14 protein-coding genes are annotated in these 15,482 nt (G+C 64.7%); 5 read left to right on the top strand and 9 right to left on the bottom strand.

Annotated elements, in window-relative coordinates; genetic code table 11:
- Window positions 1-135 precede the first annotated feature (135 nt).
- A complete protein-coding gene (bla, locus tag MTX34_RS23385) occupies window positions 136-1,065 on the top strand; it encodes a class A beta-lactamase (RefSeq protein WP_243610992.1) in 930 nt (309 codons plus the stop codon).
- 11 nt (window positions 1,066-1,076) lie between these two features.
- Here the strand turns inward: bla and MTX34_RS23380 are convergent, their stop codons facing one another.
- From MTX34_RS23380 to MTX34_RS23360, 5 genes are read right to left on the bottom strand one after another with little or no spacing between them, the layout of a single operon-like run.
- On the bottom strand, window positions 1,077-1,886 hold the full coding sequence (locus tag MTX34_RS23380; protein ID WP_243610991.1) for a CoA ester lyase: 810 nt from the start codon (window positions 1,884-1,886) through the stop codon (window positions 1,077-1,079).
- Complete coding sequence (locus MTX34_RS23375; RefSeq protein ID WP_243611017.1) at window positions 1,883-2,320, bottom strand: MaoC family dehydratase; 438 nt, start codon at window positions 2,318-2,320, stop codon at window positions 1,883-1,885. Before MTX34_RS23375 ends, MTX34_RS23380 begins: the two co-directional genes overlap by 4 nt.
- A 41-nt stretch (window positions 2,321-2,361) precedes the next feature.
- Window positions 2,362-3,528 carry an acyl-CoA dehydrogenase family protein gene (locus MTX34_RS23370; protein WP_243610990.1) on the bottom strand — a complete coding sequence of 389 codons (1,167 nt, stop codon included), beginning with the start codon at window positions 3,526-3,528 and terminating at the stop codon, window positions 2,362-2,364.
- Window positions 3,525-5,519 carry an acetyl/propionyl/methylcrotonyl-CoA carboxylase subunit alpha gene (locus MTX34_RS23365; RefSeq protein ID WP_243610989.1) on the bottom strand — a complete coding sequence of 665 codons (1,995 nt, stop codon included), beginning with the start codon at window positions 5,517-5,519 and terminating at the stop codon, window positions 3,525-3,527. Before MTX34_RS23365 ends, MTX34_RS23370 begins: the two co-directional genes overlap by 4 nt.
- Window positions 5,520-5,525: 6 nt before the next feature.
- Window positions 5,526-7,103: a carboxyl transferase domain-containing protein gene (locus MTX34_RS23360; RefSeq protein ID WP_243610988.1), complete on the bottom strand. Its 1,578-nt coding sequence runs from the start codon at window positions 7,101-7,103 to the stop codon at window positions 5,526-5,528.
- Between the two features lie 114 nt (window positions 7,104-7,217).
- On the opposite strand from MTX34_RS23360, the gene MTX34_RS23355 reads away from it, so the two are divergent.
- From MTX34_RS23355 to MTX34_RS23345, 3 genes are all read left to right on the top strand, one after another.
- Window positions 7,218-7,820, top strand: a complete 603-nt coding sequence (locus MTX34_RS23355) for a TetR/AcrR family transcriptional regulator (protein ID WP_308198558.1) — start codon at window positions 7,218-7,220, stop codon at window positions 7,818-7,820.
- Window positions 7,821-7,941: 121 nt separating this feature from the next.
- Window positions 7,942-9,066, top strand: a complete 1,125-nt coding sequence (locus MTX34_RS23350) for a HoxN/HupN/NixA family nickel/cobalt transporter (RefSeq protein WP_243610987.1) — start codon at window positions 7,942-7,944, stop codon at window positions 9,064-9,066.
- Between the two features lie 53 nt (window positions 9,067-9,119).
- Window positions 9,120-10,220: a lipase family protein gene (locus MTX34_RS23345; protein WP_243611015.1), complete on the top strand. Its 1,101-nt coding sequence runs from the start codon at window positions 9,120-9,122 to the stop codon at window positions 10,218-10,220.
- On the opposite strand, the gene MTX34_RS23340 is transcribed toward MTX34_RS23345, so the two are convergent.
- From MTX34_RS23340 to MTX34_RS23325, 4 genes are read right to left on the bottom strand one after another with little or no spacing between them, the layout of a single operon-like run.
- On the bottom strand, window positions 10,217-11,032 hold the full coding sequence (locus MTX34_RS23340; RefSeq protein WP_243610986.1) for an SDR family oxidoreductase: 816 nt from the start codon (window positions 11,030-11,032) through the stop codon (window positions 10,217-10,219). The genes MTX34_RS23345 and MTX34_RS23340 overlap by 4 nt on opposite strands.
- Entirely contained in the window at window positions 11,029-12,630 is a 1,602-nt protein-coding gene (locus MTX34_RS23335) for a bifunctional 3-(3-hydroxy-phenyl)propionate/3-hydroxycinnamic acid hydroxylase (protein WP_243610985.1), read from the bottom strand. Before MTX34_RS23335 ends, MTX34_RS23340 begins: the two co-directional genes overlap by 4 nt.
- Window positions 12,627-13,562, bottom strand: coding sequence for a fumarylacetoacetate hydrolase family protein (locus tag MTX34_RS23330; protein WP_243610984.1), 936 nt, complete (start codon window positions 13,560-13,562; stop codon window positions 12,627-12,629). Before MTX34_RS23330 ends, MTX34_RS23335 begins: the two co-directional genes overlap by 4 nt.
- Window positions 13,559-14,692, bottom strand: a complete 1,134-nt coding sequence (locus MTX34_RS23325) for a VOC family protein (RefSeq protein ID WP_243610983.1) — start codon at window positions 14,690-14,692, stop codon at window positions 13,559-13,561. Before MTX34_RS23325 ends, MTX34_RS23330 begins: the two co-directional genes overlap by 4 nt.
- A 125-nt stretch (window positions 14,693-14,817) precedes the next feature.
- Between MTX34_RS23325 and MTX34_RS23320 the strand changes: the two genes are divergently transcribed.
- A complete protein-coding gene (locus tag MTX34_RS23320; protein WP_243610982.1) occupies window positions 14,818-15,471 on the top strand; it encodes a TetR/AcrR family transcriptional regulator in 654 nt (217 codons plus the stop codon).
- The last annotated feature ends 11 nt before the right edge of the window (window positions 15,472-15,482 follow it).

Genomic DNA, 15,482 nt, shown 5'->3' with positions numbered 1-15,482 from the left:
TATCGGTCGCGGAAGATCGCCGCTTTTGTGTCCGTGCAGTAGGCCACTGCGATTCTGGGTGATGTGTGACCGCAGTCGTCTCGCACTCGCTGGCCCGGTAGCTGCCTATCGAAGGTTCTGTGGTCGGCTGACCCCATGCGAATTTCGACATCCACCCGACTGATCACCCTGATCGCGATGGCGACGCTGACCGCTGGCGTTGCCTGTTCCTCGACGACCGTCACCGAACCACCACGACCCGACACGAGCACAGCCCAGTCCGCCACCGAGCAAGCGTCGACCGACCGGAACTATCTCGAACTCGAGGCAAGAGAGACCGCCCGTCTCGGAGTCAGTGCCATCGATCTCGTCTCCGGTGCGACCGAGACATATCGCGGCGACGAACGGTTCGCGTTCTGCTCTACGTTCAAGGTGTATGCCGTCGGCGCAGTTCTAGCAGCTGTGGATGCCGGAGAACTGCAGCTGACCGACACCAGAACGATCACCGCGGAAGACAAGGTGCCCGAGTCCGCAGTCGATTGGGAACCAGGCTCCGTGGTCACGATCGCAGATCTGGCGGCGGCCGCGCTGACCGAGAGCGACAACACCTCCGGCAATCTTCTGATCCGCGAGGCCGGTGGAACAGCGGCTCTCACCGAGTTCGCGAGGTCGCTGGGCGACACCGAATTCCGGCTCGATCGCGTCGAGCCGGAACTCAACACCGCCGTACCTGGCGATCCACGGGACACCACGACACCGAACTCGATGGCCGCCGGCTACCGAACTCTGCTCGACGGCGACGTACTGACGCCGGCCTCGCGCGATCAGTTGCTGGCGTGGATGGCCGACACCCGGACTTCCGAGGCCCGGTTCCGCGCCGGAATCCCCGAACAGTGGACCTCGGCAGACAAGACCGGCACCGGTAGCTATGGCGTCTCCAACGATGCCGGACTGCTACTCGGACCGGACGGGCAGAAGATCCTGCTGGTCGTTCTCAGCGCGACGACCTCTGGCGTCGAGGATTCACCCGCTATGAATTCCCTCGTTGCCGACGCGACCCGGACGGTCGTCGACGCAGTGCAGTGATTCGCGCCGGTCTACGACGGCCGTCTTGCGATGATGCGTCGAGCATGCGCCAGCACCGGGGCATCGACCATCCGACCTCGGAAGGTGAAGACGCCGCGGTTCTGCGCCACCGCGTCGAGCACGGCCGTCGCCCATTCGATGTCCTCGTCAGTCGGCGCATAGGCCTGGCGAATAACCGGGATGTGGCTCGGGTGAATGGCCACCTTGCCGTCGAAGCCGACGGCTACCGCGTCCTCGGTTTCGACGCGGACACCGTCGAGATCGGGGATGTCGAGGAACACCGAGTCCAATGCGAACAGCCCCCGGGCCTTGGCTGCGAGCAGCGTCTGTGACCGAACATGCTGTGCCACATCGCGGTACTGCCCGCCCGAGTACCTGCTCGAATTGCCACCCATGGCTGCGACCAGATCCTCTGCACCCCACATGGCACCGATGGCGTTGTCGGCGGCGAGGGCGTCGAACACCGTCATCGCACCGAGCGGGGACTCGATCAGCGCGACGACATTGAGTGGAGCCAGAGCCGCGATCTGTTCGGCCGATTCACATTTGGGCAGCATCACGGTTGTGTACTCGGTGCGCTTCAGCGCCGCGAGGTCCGCGGCCTGATCGTCGGTGCCGTGCGCGTTGACTCGGACGATGGTGCGAGCCGGATCCAGCGGTGTCGACACGACGGACTCGCGGGCGTCGGCTTTGTCTTCGGCACCGACGGCATCCTCGAGGTCGAGTATGACCACATCGGCTCGGGCTGCGGCCTTCTCGTAGCGCTCGGGCCGGTCCGCCGGGCAGAACAGCCATGCCGGACCAGGGGGTAGCCAACTCATGCGGAACCCTCCGGGCGCATCCGGACGAGCGTCTTGCGAACCGCGATCGCGACGATGTCACCGTGTTGGTTTCGGCCGGTATGAGTGAAGGTCACGATCCCCTCGCCGGGCCGAGACTTCGATTCGCGCTTGTCCGAGATCACGGTTTCGGCGTAGAGGGTGTCGCCGTGGAACAGCGGCTTGGGAAACGACACCTCCGAGAAGCCGAGGTTCGCGACGATGGTGCCCTGGGTCAACTGCGTCACCGACAGTCCGACGAGGGTCGAGACGGTGAACATCGAGTTCACCAGTCGCTGGCCGAACGCTGTTGTCTCACTGTAGGCCGCGTCGAGATGCAGGGCCTGGGTGTTCATCGTCTGTGTGGTGAACAACGTGTTGTCGGCCTCGGTGATGGTGCGGCCGGGTCGGTGCTCGTAGACGGTGCCGAGTTCCATCTCCTCGAACCACAGGCCGCGCTGGCGAATGCGCTTGTCGCTCACAGTCCCAAGCTCCGGGCGATGAGCATCAGCTGCACCTCGGTTGTACCCTCACCGATTTCGAGGATCTTGCTGTCGCGGTAGTGGCGAGCGACCACGTACTCGTTCATGAAGCCGTAGCCGCCGTGGATCTGCGTGGCGTCGCGCGCGTTGTCCATGGCCGCCTCGGAGGCGACGAGCTTGGCGATGGACGCGGCCTTCTTGAACGGCTTGCCCGCCAACATCAATGCCGCTGCGTCGTAGTACGCGGTTCGCGCGGTGTGGGCGCGGGCCTCCATGCGAGCGATCTTGAACGAGATCGCTTGGTTGCGCGCGATCGGGGCACCGAAGGCCTCACGCTCCTTGGCGTATTTCACGCTCTCGTCCACGCAACCCTGCGCGGCACCGACCGACACTGCGGCGATGGCGATCCGTCCCTCGTCGAGGATGTGCAGGAAGTTCGCGTATCCACGGCCTTCCTGCCCGAGCAGATTCTCCTGTGGCACGCGCACATCGGTGAAGCTGAGCGGGTGCGTGTCCGACGCGTTCCAGCCGACCTTGTTGTAGGCCGCCTCTGCGACGAAGCCGGGAGTGTCGGTGGGGACGAGGATCGAGGAGATCTGCTTGCGTCCGGTCGCTTCGTCGACGCCGGTCACCGCGGTGACGGTGACGAGCTCGGTGATGTCGGTGCCGGAGTTGGTGATGAACTGCTTGCTGCCGTTGATGATCCAGTCGCCACCGTCGCGCTTTGCGGTGGTCTTGGTGCCGCCCGCGTCGCTGCCGGCGCCGGGCTCGGTCAGACCGAACGCGGCCAGGGCCTTGCCTGCGGTGAGCTTGGGCAGCCACTGCTGCTTCTGCTCGTCGTTTCCGAAACGGTAGACGGGCATGGCACCGAGCGAGACGCCGGCTTCGAGCGTCATGGCGACGCTCTGATCGACCTTGCCGAGCTCCTCGAGTGCCAGGCACAGGGCGAAGTAGTCGCCGCCCATACCGCCGTACTCCTCGGGGAACGGCAGACCGAACAGGCCCATCTCGGCCATCCCGGCGACGACCTCGTACGGAAACGAGTGCTCGGCATCGTGTTTCGCCGAGACCGGTGCGACGACCGTGCGGGTGAAGTCGGCAACGGATTTGACCAGTTGTTGGTACTCGTCGGGCAGATTCGACGACGACAGGTGATCGGTCATGGCTGGTCCTCTTCGGTGTGGGTGGGAACGATTCGGGCGAGGATCTGGTCGACGCGGACCTGATCCCCCACTGCGACAGTGAGTTCGACCGTGCCGTCGATCGGGGTGGTCAGGGTGTGTTCCATCTTCATCGCCTCGACGACGACGATGGCCGTGCCTGCGGTGACGGCGCTACCGGAGTCGGTTCCGATCGCGATGATCGAACCCGGCATCGGCGAGAGGATCTCGGCGTCACCGGAGTGGACATCGTCTGCGCGGACGCTCGCCTCGGCAATCCGATCGATTCGCCAGGTGCCGCGGGAGCTGGAAATCCAGGTAGCCGAGCCGATTCGGGCGAAGGTCATCGATTCGCGTAGGCCGTCGACGACGATATTCACGGAATCTTCGGTGCCCGTTGCGCGGAGGGTGCGCGGCGATCCGTCGTCGACGACGACTGTCGCCGCACCGAGGGGTCCCGTGATGGACACGTGCGCCGTCCGACCTCCCGACGCGAGTCGACGGTGGAACGGAGCATGCGTTCCGACTCGCCACCCTGATGGAGTTGCCCAGATGTCCTGGCCCGCCGACTGCCACGTGTCGAGCCACTCCACTGCGGTGGCGGCGATCAATGCCTCGTCGGTCGCCTGGGCGGCTGCGAAATGCTCGACGCGACGGTCGAGCAGGCCGGTGTCGAGATTGCCGTCGCGAACGTCGTTGTCGGCGAGCAGGAACCGTGCGAACTCGATGTTGGTGACGACCCCGAGTACCGCGGTGTCGGCCAACGCCCGATCGAGGCTGCGCAGTGCGGTCGCGCGATCGGGTCCGTGCGCGATGACCTTCGAGAGCATGGGATCGTAGTTGCTGCCCACCTCGGTTCCGACGGCAAGTCCGGAGTCGACGCGGATTCCCGAGCCGGTGGGTTCACGCAATCCGACGACGGTGCCGCCGGTGGGGAGGAATCCGCGTCCGGGATCCTCGGCGTAGACGCGCGCTTCGATCGCATGCCCGGTAAGCGTGATGTCGTCCTGCTCGAGAGTCAGAGGCTCGCCCGATGCCACCCGAACCTGCCACTCGACGAGGTCGAGGCCGGTGACCATCTCGGTGACCGGATGCTCGACCTGGAGCCGAGTGTTCATCTCCATGAAGAAGAACTCGTCGGGACTGTCGGCCGAGACGATGAATTCGACTGTGCCGGCACCGGAATAGTCCACGCTGCGGGCGGTGTTGCAGGCGGCCTCGCCGATGCGCGCCCGGGTCTGTTCGTCGAGCAGCGGTGACGGTGCTTCTTCGATGACCTTCTGATGGCGTCGCTGGAGGCTGCACTCGCGTTCACCGAGGTGGATGACATTGCCGTGTCCGTCGGCGAGGATCTGTACTTCGATGTGCCGGGGCCGCAACACGAATCGTTCGAGGAAGAGGGTGTCGTCACCGAATGACGACGCCGCTTCACGGCGAGCGCTGGTCAATGCCGCGGGAAGGTCCTCGGCGCGCTCGACGAGCCGCATACCCTTTCCGCCGCCACCGGCGGAGGGCTTGACGAGCACCGGGAAGCCGACGTCCGGCGCGCCGGCGATGAGATCGGCGTCGGTGAGGCCCGGGCGAGAGATTCCCGGGACTACGGGCACACCGAATGCGCTGACTGCGGCCTTCGCCGTGATCTTGTCGCCCATCACTTCGATCGCTTTCGCGGGAGGCCCCAGAAAGGCGATTCCGGCTTCGGCGCAGGCGGAGGCGAACTCGGAGTTCTCGGAAAGAAATCCGTAGCCGGGGTGAATGCCCTGTGCTCCTGTGGCTTTCGCCGCCGCGATCACCTTGCCGATGTCGAGATAGCTCTCGCGAGCGCTGGCCGGTCCGAGCCGCACGGCCGTGTCGGCCTCACGGACGTGGCGGGCATCGGCGTCGGCGTCACTGTAGACGGCGACGCTACGAATTCCCATGCGGCGCAGTGTTCGTGCCACCCGTACGGCGATTTCGCCGCGGTTGGCGATCAGAATGGTGTCTATCGTGGTCATCTGTCGTCACATCCTGAAAACGCCGTAGGAGACCGGCTCGAGCGGCGCGTTTGCGCACGCCGAGAGGGCCAGTCCGAGAACTTGCCTGGTGTCCGCCGGATCGATGATGCCGTCGTCCCACAGGCGGGCCGTCGAATAGTAGGGGTTGCCCTGCCTTTCGTACTGATCACGAATCGGAGCCTTGAACGATTCCTGGTCGTCCTCGCTCCACGGCTTTCCCGCCGCGTCGAGTTGCTCGCTGCGCACCGTGGCGAGCACGGACGCCGCTTGCTCTCCGCCCATCACCGAGATACGCGCGTTGGGCCACATGAACAGGAAGCGCGGAGAGTATGCGCGGCCGCACATCGAGTAGTTGCCGGCACCGTAGGAACCGCCGATGACGACGGTGATCTTGGGGACCCGGGCACAGGCGACCGCGGTGACCATCTTCGCTCCGTGTTTGGCGATGCCGCCTGCCTCGTAATCGCGACCGACCATGAAGCCGGAGATGTTCTGCAGGAAGACGAGCGGGATGCTGCGCTTGTCGCACAGTTCGATGAAATGTGCGCCCTTCATGGCAGATTCGGCGAACAGGACGCCGTTGTTGGCGATGATTCCGACGGGATGGCCGTGGAGGTGGGCGAATCCGGTGACGAGCGTCTTGCCGTATTCGGCCTTGAACTCGTCGAATTCGCCTGCGTCGACAACGCGGGTGATCACCTCACGCACGTCGTACGGGGTGCGCGGATCGGTGGGGACGACGTCGTAGATCTCGCTCTGATCGGTGATGGGCTCACGCGTGGCGACGATGTCCCACGGCCGTTGGGTCCGGGGTCCGAGCGTCGAGACGATGCGGCGCACGCGGTGCAGCGCGTCCCGATCGTCCTCGGCGAGATGGTCGGTGACGCCGGAGATCTTGCAGTGCAGATCACCACCGCCGAGTTCTTCTGCGGTGACGACCTCGCCGGTCGCGGCCTTCACCAGTGGCGGACCGCCGAGGAAGATGGTCCCCTGGTTCTTGACGATGATCGCCTCGTCGCTCATCGCCGGCACGTAGGCACCGCCTGCAGTGCACGAACCCATGACGGCGGCGATCTGCGCAATTCCCTTGGCGCTCATGGTCGCCTGATTGAAGAAGATGCGTCCGAAGTGGTCGCGGTCGGGAAAGACCTCGTCCTGACGCGGGAGGAACGCGCCGCCCGAGTCGACGAGGTAGATGCACGGCAGCGTGTTCTGCAGTGCGATCTCCTGCGCGCGCAGATGCTTCTTCACCGTCATCGGGTAGTACGTGCCGCCCTTAACGGTGGCGTCGTTGGCGATGATCACGCACTCGCGTCCGGAGACACGTCCGATGCCGGCGATCACTCCTGCACCGGGGCACTCGTCGTCGTAGAGACCGTTGGCGGCCAACGGTGCGATCTCTAGAAACGGGCTGCCGGCATCGAGCAACTCGTCGACGCGGTCGCGGGGGAGCAGCTTGCCGCGGGCGATGTGCCGTTCCCGAGACTTCTCGCTGCCGCCGAGCGCCGCCGCGGCGAGCCGTTCTGCCAGCTCGTTGGTGAGGAGCTCGTGATCTGCCCGGTTGGCAGCAATATCGATTGCCATGAGGTGCACGCCTTAGGGGTTGGACGCCGGTGTCACAGGAGTTCAGTTAATGGTTGATAACTGACATCATAGTAAACTACGATTAACTGAGAGTCCAGAGTCGAGGGGGAGCCCGTGCAGGAGCTGGAGGCAAGGCCGACGACGGTGCGCGAGCAGCGCAAGGCCGAGCGGCGACAGCAGTTGCTCGACGCCGCAGCATCGCTGTTCGCCGAGCGCGGGTTCACCTCGGTGCGGCTCGAGGATCTGGGCGCGGCGGTCGGAATCAGCGGACCGGCCGTCTATCGCCACTTTCCGAACAAGGAGGCCGTACTCGTCGAGCTGATGGTCGGGATCTCGGAGTATCTGCTCGACGGCGGTCGCGACGTGATCGGATCCCGTGACGTCGATGCGGACACGGTGCAGGCCCTGGTCGATTTCCATCTCGACTTCGCCTTCGAGACACCGGCATTCATTCGCATCCAGGATCGCGACCTGCAAAGCCTCCCCGAGGGAGCCCGACGCAAGGTGCGCCGAATGCAGCGTGAGTACGTGGAACTGTGGGTCGAGGTGCTCTGTGCCGTCGACCCGGAGTTGAACGAGGCCGATGCTCGCACCACAGCGCACGCGGTCTTCGGCCTGATCAACTCGACGCCCTACAGTGCGGGACGCAGCCCGTCGCGCAATGCTCGTCCGGTGCTGCGAGCGATGGCGCTGGGGGCCTTGGGCGTGTCGCACTGACCTGAGCGTCCACAATTCGCTTCACCGATCGCGATCCCGCCTGCGGACACAAATAGTGGACACTCAGCGCACCTGCGCTCCTTAGGAAGAGCAAATCCTCGATGTCGGCCACAATGTCTGAATGACGACCCAACTATCGCCTGTCGAGCTCGGCAGACGGCAGAGTCGATTCACTCTCGACGAGATCCCTCGGCTGTTGGCCATGGCCGGCTTCGTCGTCGCTCTGCACGTGATCGGGTGGGGGCTGTTCACGCATTACAACTCCATTCCGAGCATCCACAACCTCACCGGAGCCGACGGCACGCTCGTCTACGCCGGCGCAGGCGTGTTGGCATACACCCTCGGCCTCAGGCACGCGTTCGACGCCGATCACATCGCAGCGATCGACGACACCACCCGCTTTCTGCTGCAGAAGGGCAAGCGGCCGTTGGCCGTCGGGCTCTTCTTCTCGCTGGGACATTCGACGGTTGTGTTCGTCTTCGTGGCCGCCATCGCCTTCGTCGCGTCGCAGGCGACGGCGTTTCAGGACGCGTTCGCCGGAGTCGGTGGCATCATCGGCACGCTGGTGTCCGGAACTTTCCTGTATCTCATCGCGGCGTTGAACATCGCAGTGCTCGCGGGAATCGTCGGAGTCTGGCGACGCGCGAAGCGAGGTGAGTACACCGAAGCCGGTCTCGACGAGTTGCTGGCCAAGCGCGGGCTGATGAATCGACTGTTCCGGGGCCGCTACGACAAGATGATCAACCACTCGTGGCAGATGTACCCGCTGGGTCTGCTGTTCGGTCTCGGCTTCGATACCGCCACTCAGGTCGGTCTGCTCGCGATCGCAGGCACGACGGCCATGGCCGGGGGACTTCCGCCGATGGCGATCATCGCGCTCCCGGTTCTGTTCGCCGCGGGCATGACCACCATGGACACCATCGACGGCATCTTCATGTCCAAGGCCTACGGCTGGGCATTCGTGACGCCGGTGCGCAAGATCTACTACAACATGACGATGACGGGACTGTCCGTCTTCGTGGCACTGGTGATCGGCACGGTGCAGCTGCTGACCCTGCTCGCCGAGCAGTTCGAGCTGACGGGCGGACTGTGGGACGCGTTGGCCGTCGTCGATCTCAATCTGGCCGGCCAACTCGTCGTCGGCACGTTCTTCGTCGTATGGATCGGAGCGGTCGTGTATTACAAGGTGGCGCGCATCGACGAACGCGGTGGCTTCGCACACTCGAACGAAATGGAGACCCAGTGACCTCTCGGCGTCGGATCGGTGCCCTCGCAGTGACCGCGGCTGTCGCGTCGAGCATGATGACGGCGCTGCTGGCCGTACCTGCTTCCGCTGCACCGGCGATCACTCAGGAGATCGGCGACGTCGTCTCGACGCGCGATCTCGATCGCGATCTCTGGATTCCCGGCGCGGTCTCGGCCGAGGTGCTCACCTACGTCACCACCGACACCTTCGGGGAGAAGGCGCTGAGCACCGGCACCGTGTTCCTTCCGCCGGGCACTGCGCCGGAGGGTGGCTGGCCGGTGATCTCGTGGGCCCACGGCACCTCCGGGCTCGGCGACACGTGTGCGCCGTCGCTGATCGGTCCGTCCTACGCCGAGCGGGATCTGCCGTACCTGGCGAACTGGCTCGCGCAGGGCTACGCCGTCGTCGCCAGTGACTATGCCGGCCTCGGAACGCCCGGATTGCCGACCTATCTCGACGGTCGAACCACGGCTCACAACGTGGTCGACATGGTCAAGGCGGGCCGCAACCACAGCGAGGACCTCTCACGATCCTGGGTGGCCGTCGGCCAATCGCAGGGCGGTGGCGCAGCGATCTACACCGCTCGATACGCGACCGAATTCGGCGGCCCCGATCTCGACTACCGCGGGGCGGTCGGTACCGGAACTCCCGCGTACATCGAGAAGTTGCTCTCGATCGGTGGACCCGGCGTTCCGCCGGTGGAACTGCCGTCGGGCCTGACCGCCTACGTCGCGTACATCGGCGCGTCACTGCGCTACGCGCATCCCGAGCTCGGGCTGGACGACATCCTGACCCCGCTCGGGAAGAAGTACGCAGACCTGGCCGAGACGACGTGCGTATCGGACTTCGAGGCACAACTCGACGGTGTGACGATCGGCGACTTCTTCACCGCGCCACTGACCGGTCTGCCGAACTTCACCGCCGTGCTCGACGAGTACATGGCGATGCCCGAGACCGGTTTCGACAAGCCCTTCTTCATGGGCAACGGCCTGCAGGACATCGACGTTCCGTTTCCGACCACCGCGGCCTACGTCGCACGTCTGACGGCCAACGGTCAGCCGGTGACGTTCAGGGCCTACAACACCGACCACAGTGGGGCCTTCGTCCAGTCGCAGGCCGACACGATTCCGTTCGTCGCCAACCTGTTCCGCTAGTTCACCGGCCGCTTGCTGGGAAGTCCGTAGGCACGGGCCGTGAACAGTTCGAGCACTGTGCGCGGAAGCAATCGCTGGGCGAAGAACACCGCCGGAGCATTGCTGCCGACCGCGTAGATGGGCAGCGTCTTCTTGTCCTCGACGGCTCTGAGGACGGTGAGGGCGACGGTCTCGGCCGTGATCCCCTCGGCCTCTTTGGCGTCCAGCTGCGAGATCACCGTGGTGAAGTCGCGAAGGTACGGCGAATGCGGGCCGCAGTACTTGGTGCGACGGGCCGAGAGCCCGGTGGCGATGGAGCCGGGTTCGACTGTGGTGATGTCGATTCCGTAGGGCTTGAGCTCGTAGCGCGCGGCCGTGGCGAACCCCTTGATGGCCGCCTTGGTGGCGGCGTACGACGAACGGTAGGCCAGCGGAAAACTTGCGAGCATCGACCCGATGTTGACGATCTTTCCGCTGCCACGATCGCGCATGCCCGGCAGTACGGCCTGGGTCAACTCGATCGCTCCGAAGACGTTGAGCTGGAAGAGGCGGGTGATGGCCTCGATGGGCAGCTCTTCGAGTGGACCGCACTGGCTTTCGCCTGCATTGTTGATCAGCACGTCCACCGTGGTGTCGGCGAGGCCGTCCACGAACGCTCGGATCGAGGCCGGGTCCGTGAGATCCAGATCGCGATAGTCGACACCGGGTATGGGGTCGACCACCGAGGAGCTGTTGCGGCTCGTTCCTATGACGCGGTAGCCGCGAGCGATCAGCACCTCGGTGACGGCCTCACCGATACCGGACGTCGCTCCGGTGACAATTGCAGTGTTCATCTACGCCTCTTGGTTGCTGTGCGAGTGGGCCTCGGCTTCGTCGCAACGGGTTCTGGGCATGTGCTCGTCCGATAAGCAGTGGTCGGCACCTGGGTGTGCATCGACGGCACCGAGGTGCCCGACGTCATGACCGTGCGGTCCGGTCGCACGATCGCGGCGACAGCGTGCCTGCTGCGCAGCCAGACTCCCAGATCGGACGATGCCGCCACCTCGACGACGACGGCCCCCCGACGTTCGATCTCTCGACGGTGCCCGCTGGCCAAGGGCGTCGACGAGACGAACATGAACTTCCCCGGTGCGAGGCGGTCCACGCGCATTCCGTTGTCCAACGGGCTGTTGGGACAGAGCTTTCCGGCCAGCGTGCGGACCGGCACGGGCGAACGCAGAACGTACTGCGATCGAGCGAGTGCCGGTGTGGTGCTGGCGGTGACCTTGGCTCCGACGAACGGCAGGTAGCCGAGAGCAGGTGCGATGTTCGTGCGCAGGATGCCGGTGAGCCGGCTGCCGCCGGTCATGGCCCGTCCGATCGCCACTGCCAATTCGATCATCTGCTTGGCGTGGGTCCTTCGCTCGGTCTCGTAACTGTCGAGCGAGGTCTCCTGCAGATGCCCGTCGAGCACGCCGACGAGTTTCCAGATCAGGTTCCGCGCATCTCGCAGCCCTGCGCCCATCCCTTGCCCGATGAACGGCGGCGTCAAGTGTGCGGCATCGCCGAGCAGAAAGACCCGGCGATCGCGCCACCGGTCGACGACCTGTGCCCGAAAGGTGTACTCGGCGCAGCGAATCAGCTCCATGTCGGGATCGTCCACAGCTCCGAGCCACGGCGCGATCAGGGGACGGATCGACGCCAAGTCCGTGTAGGCGTCCATGGTCTCGTCGTCGCGTAGTCGAAACTCCCAGCGATAGCGGCTGATGCCGATGCGCATGTACGTCGCCGAGCGCTCCGAGTCACACACTTGGTGCACGCCGTCCCACTGATCGAGCTCCGCATCGGTGGCGATATCGACCACCAACCATCGCTGCGCAAACCCGAGGTCCTGCATCTTCGACCCGATGGATGCCCGCACGATGCTGTTCGCCCCGTCGCAGCCGAGGACGTAGTCGGCGGTCACCCAGTGCGGGGTTCCGTCCTCGGTGGAGTCGTACCGGACCCGAACCGAGTCCCTCAGGTTCTGCACGTCGGTGATCTCGCAGTTGCCGCGCATCTCCACGCAGTCGAATCGCGAAATGTGGTTCCGCATCAGACGTTCGAGATCGGGTTGATCGAACATGTTGGCCTGTGGGTAACCGTGTGGTCGATCGTCGGGATCTCGCTCGAACTCGGCAAGCGTGCGAATAGTGTTGTCGCACAATCTCAGTCCTCGACCGGGGCGGGAGATGGCGGCGAAGTCCTCGGCCAGGCCCAGATCGCCGAGGATGCGGTACACCTCGTCGTCGAGGTGCACGGCGCGCGGCTGAGGGTAGACGTCCTCCCACCTGTCCAGCACGAGGCAGGGCACGCCGTACCGGCCCAGCAGCAATGCAGCGGTCATCCCCGTCGGACCGGCGCCGACGATCACCACCGGAAAGTGAGTGCCGTCGGACTCGGTACCGGTCATCGGTAGGAGACCCGGGTGCGCTGGACACCCAGATCGAGGGCTCCGTCGGGAGTCGAGCAGGTCAGTTCGAGGACGTCGCCGTCCTTGAGGAACGCTGGATTCTTGGCCTGCTTCTTGAAGAAGACCTTCCACTTGACCGACGGCGGAACCAACGATCCGATCATTTCGATCGGCTTGGCGGGGGCCTTCAACGCAGTACCGCCGGGAGTGCCGGTGAGCAGCAGATCACCCGCGTCGAGGCGCTGGAACTTGCTCAGCGCCTTCAGCGATTCGACCGGACGGTAGATCATATCGGCGACCGTACTGTCCTGTCGCACGGAGCCGTTGACCCGGAGCGTCAATGCGAGTTCACCGAACCGATCGAACTCACCGGCCTCCAGAAGTACCAGGCGCGGTCCGACCGGAGTGAAGGTGGGATACGACTTGCCCTCGTAGAACTGAGTTTTCGGCAGCTGAACATCGCGGGCCGAGACGTCGTTGGTGATCACGAGCCCGGCGACGTAGTCCGCCACGTTGGAGGCGTCGACCTTGGTTCCGACGGTGAGCGTCTTGCCGAACACCAGGCCGATCTCGATCTCGTAGTCGAGCAGCTTCACGTGCGGTGGTTTGATCACGTCGCCGGTGGGTCCGCTGATGGAACCGGAGGTCTTCCGAAAGAACGTCAGCGGAACCGTCTCGGGGTTCATCCCCGAGTCCTTGACATGGGAGACGTAGTTGGTCATGTTCGCCATGACGCGGCAGGGAGCCGTCACCGGCGAGATCAACGACAGTGTCTCCACAGCAACGACATCGGTAGCGTTGCGCGCGGACTCGATGGCCGCCCGATCGGCGAGTAGCTCGGCAGTGGTGACCGCGGAGGTGTCGATGCGGGATGCGCCGGCGGGGGTCTCGACCCACCAGGCGTCGGCGGTGCGGAGTACAGCGATGCTCATGAGGATGCCACTTTCATCAGGCCGCGAAGGCGTTCGGTGTCGAATTCGTTGTCATTGCGTAGCGAGGAGAGGATCGACTTCAGCTCGTGCAATGACGCTCTGCTGGGGGCGATTCCGAGGAAGTCCTTCGACGCAGGCGGTCCCCACTGGGCCAGGCCGGATGCCGTCATCGGGGCCCAGCCGGGTTCGAGGGAGTTGTCGAACATGTCGCCGTCGCTGAAATGTTCCACCAGGAAGCCGTCGGGATCACGCCAGTAGTCGAATATCTGGCTGCCCTGGATATGCCTGCCGATACCCCACGAATGTCGGTACCCGCTTTGGGTCAGGTACTCGCCGCCCGCGGCGATGGCGTCGAGATCCGACACCTGGTACGCGGAATGCACGTATCGGTTGGACGGGCCGAGAGTCATTGCGAGAGTGTGATGATCGGACGGAGTGTTGCCGCGGTCGCAGCGGATGAAGCTCATCACCGGACCACGATCACGCTGGCCGTCGTAGTAGAGGAAGTCGCTGACGATCAGGCCGAGGTGGTGCAGGTACCAGTCGAGATTCTCGAGATAGCCGGTGCGCTGGAGCACCACGTGTCCCAGGCGCTGGACTCGGGCGGGCTGACGCGGTGGCCGCTGCGTCGCGTTCAGTCGGTGACACGGGTCGCCGAAGTTGTAGGTGTGCGCTTGCTGGCCCGGTAGTTCGGGATGCTCGGTGTACCCGGACACCACCTGGACCGGCTGTCCGCCAGGGTCGGTGAGAGTGACCGCTATGCCTCCGAGTGTGTCGGGTAGACGCTGCACCCGCTGCCCGGTGGCTTCGGCCAGTGTCACGAGGTCCGCGTCGTCGGCCGCGGCGAAAGCGGCACCGACGAAGCGTGTTCGCTTACCCCGCCGGATGATCACACACGGTGCGCCGACCTGCGTGCCGCGGAGGTGGATCTCGTCCGGCGTGCGCAGCGAGACGGTGAAACCGAAGGCAACGGCGAAAGCCTCTGCCTTGATCAGATCCGGCTTGCGGAATTCCAGCCAGGCGATGTCTCGAACCTTGATGATCGGATCTTTCGCGCGACCGGGGTGCTCGCCGGGGAGTGCGCCTTGGTCCACATGCATGTCCTTGTGGCCGTCGACGTCGTGTCCCATGAAGCCCTCCCTCGTTGGTGACACTATCGTCACCTATGACTGCATCATCAGTCAATAGTGTTGACAAATTCGTCAGCGGTGAGGAAGAGTCAAAGCGTCGTCCAGTGGAGAATCGAGTAGGGAACATGACCCAAACCCCCAATCGACTCGAGCGTCGCAAAGCCCAGACGCGTGGTGCGTTGATTTCCGCCGCGCAGGGCTTCATTGCCAGCGGGGAACTGAACGTGCCGATTGCGGAGATCACCAAGGCCGCGGATGTGGGCATGGGTTCCTTCTACAACCACTTCGAGAGTCGGGACCAGCTGTTCCAGGCTGCAGTAGACGGTGCCCTGGAGTTGCTGGGCATGTATCTCGATTCGCTGACCGACGTCGATGCCGATCCGGCCGATGCGTTCACTCGATCGTTTCGGATCTCCGGCCGCCTCTTCCGTCTGCAACCGGAACTGAGCCGGGTGCTCATTCACTCCGGCCCCGAACTGATCACTTCGCAGCACGGTCTGGGTCCCCGAGCGGCGAGGGACATCGGAGCCGGAGTGGACGCAGGGTACTTCCGCGTACCGGACATCCAGCTGTCCCTGGCGCTCGTGGCAGGCGCACTTCTCGGCTTGGGCCAATTACTGCTCGAGCAGCCGGATCGTGACGACGCGCAGGCCGTCGACGCGATGGCATACAGCGTGCTGCTTGCGCTGGGAGTGCCCGACGACGATGCCCAGGATCTGTGCGCACGACCTCTGCCCCCGATGAGTGACGTACCCAGCGTGGACGGGGAGCGCGAGTAGCCCAGGCAGGA

The organism is Rhodococcus sp. ARC_M5 (assembly GCF_022810405.1).
GTDB classification, from domain to species: domain Bacteria; phylum Actinomycetota; class Actinomycetes; order Mycobacteriales; family Mycobacteriaceae; genus Rhodococcoides; species Rhodococcoides navarretei.
The sequence above is the reverse complement of the archived record's forward strand: the minus strand, read 5'-3'. Positions and strand labels throughout refer to the sequence as shown.

What these genes read in the sequence shown, in the direction of transcription:
- bla (WP_243610992.1), top strand. Translation starts at nt 136, where the DNA reads ATGCGAATTTCGACATCCACCCGACTGATCACCCTGATCGCGATGGCG.
- MTX34_RS23380 (WP_243610991.1), bottom strand. Translation starts at nt 1,886, where the DNA reads ATGAGTTGGCTACCCCCTGGTCCGGCATGGCTGTTCTGCCCGGCGGAC.
- MTX34_RS23375 (WP_243611017.1), bottom strand. Translation starts at nt 2,320, where the DNA reads ATGGAACTCGGCACCGTCTACGAGCACCGACCCGGCCGCACCATCACC.
- MTX34_RS23370 (WP_243610990.1), bottom strand. Translation starts at nt 3,528, where the DNA reads ATGACCGATCACCTGTCGTCGTCGAATCTGCCCGACGAGTACCAACAA.
- MTX34_RS23365 (WP_243610989.1), bottom strand. Translation starts at nt 5,519, where the DNA reads ATGACCACGATAGACACCATTCTGATCGCCAACCGCGGCGAAATCGCC.
- MTX34_RS23360 (WP_243610988.1), bottom strand. Translation starts at nt 7,103, where the DNA reads ATGGCAATCGATATTGCTGCCAACCGGGCAGATCACGAGCTCCTCACC.
- MTX34_RS23350 (WP_243610987.1), top strand. Translation starts at nt 7,942, where the DNA reads ATGACGACCCAACTATCGCCTGTCGAGCTCGGCAGACGGCAGAGTCGA.
- MTX34_RS23345 (WP_243611015.1), top strand. Translation starts at nt 9,120, where the DNA reads ATGATGACGGCGCTGCTGGCCGTACCTGCTTCCGCTGCACCGGCGATC.
- MTX34_RS23340 (WP_243610986.1), bottom strand. Translation starts at nt 11,032, where the DNA reads ATGAACACTGCAATTGTCACCGGAGCGACGTCCGGTATCGGTGAGGCC.
- MTX34_RS23335 (WP_243610985.1), bottom strand. Translation starts at nt 12,630, where the DNA reads ATGACCGGTACCGAGTCCGACGGCACTCACTTTCCGGTGGTGATCGTC.
- MTX34_RS23330 (WP_243610984.1), bottom strand. Translation starts at nt 13,562, where the DNA reads ATGAGCATCGCTGTACTCCGCACCGCCGACGCCTGGTGGGTCGAGACC.
- MTX34_RS23325 (WP_243610983.1), bottom strand. Translation starts at nt 14,692, where the DNA reads ATGGGACACGACGTCGACGGCCACAAGGACATGCATGTGGACCAAGGC.
- MTX34_RS23320 (WP_243610982.1), top strand. Translation starts at nt 14,818, where the DNA reads ATGACCCAAACCCCCAATCGACTCGAGCGTCGCAAAGCCCAGACGCGT.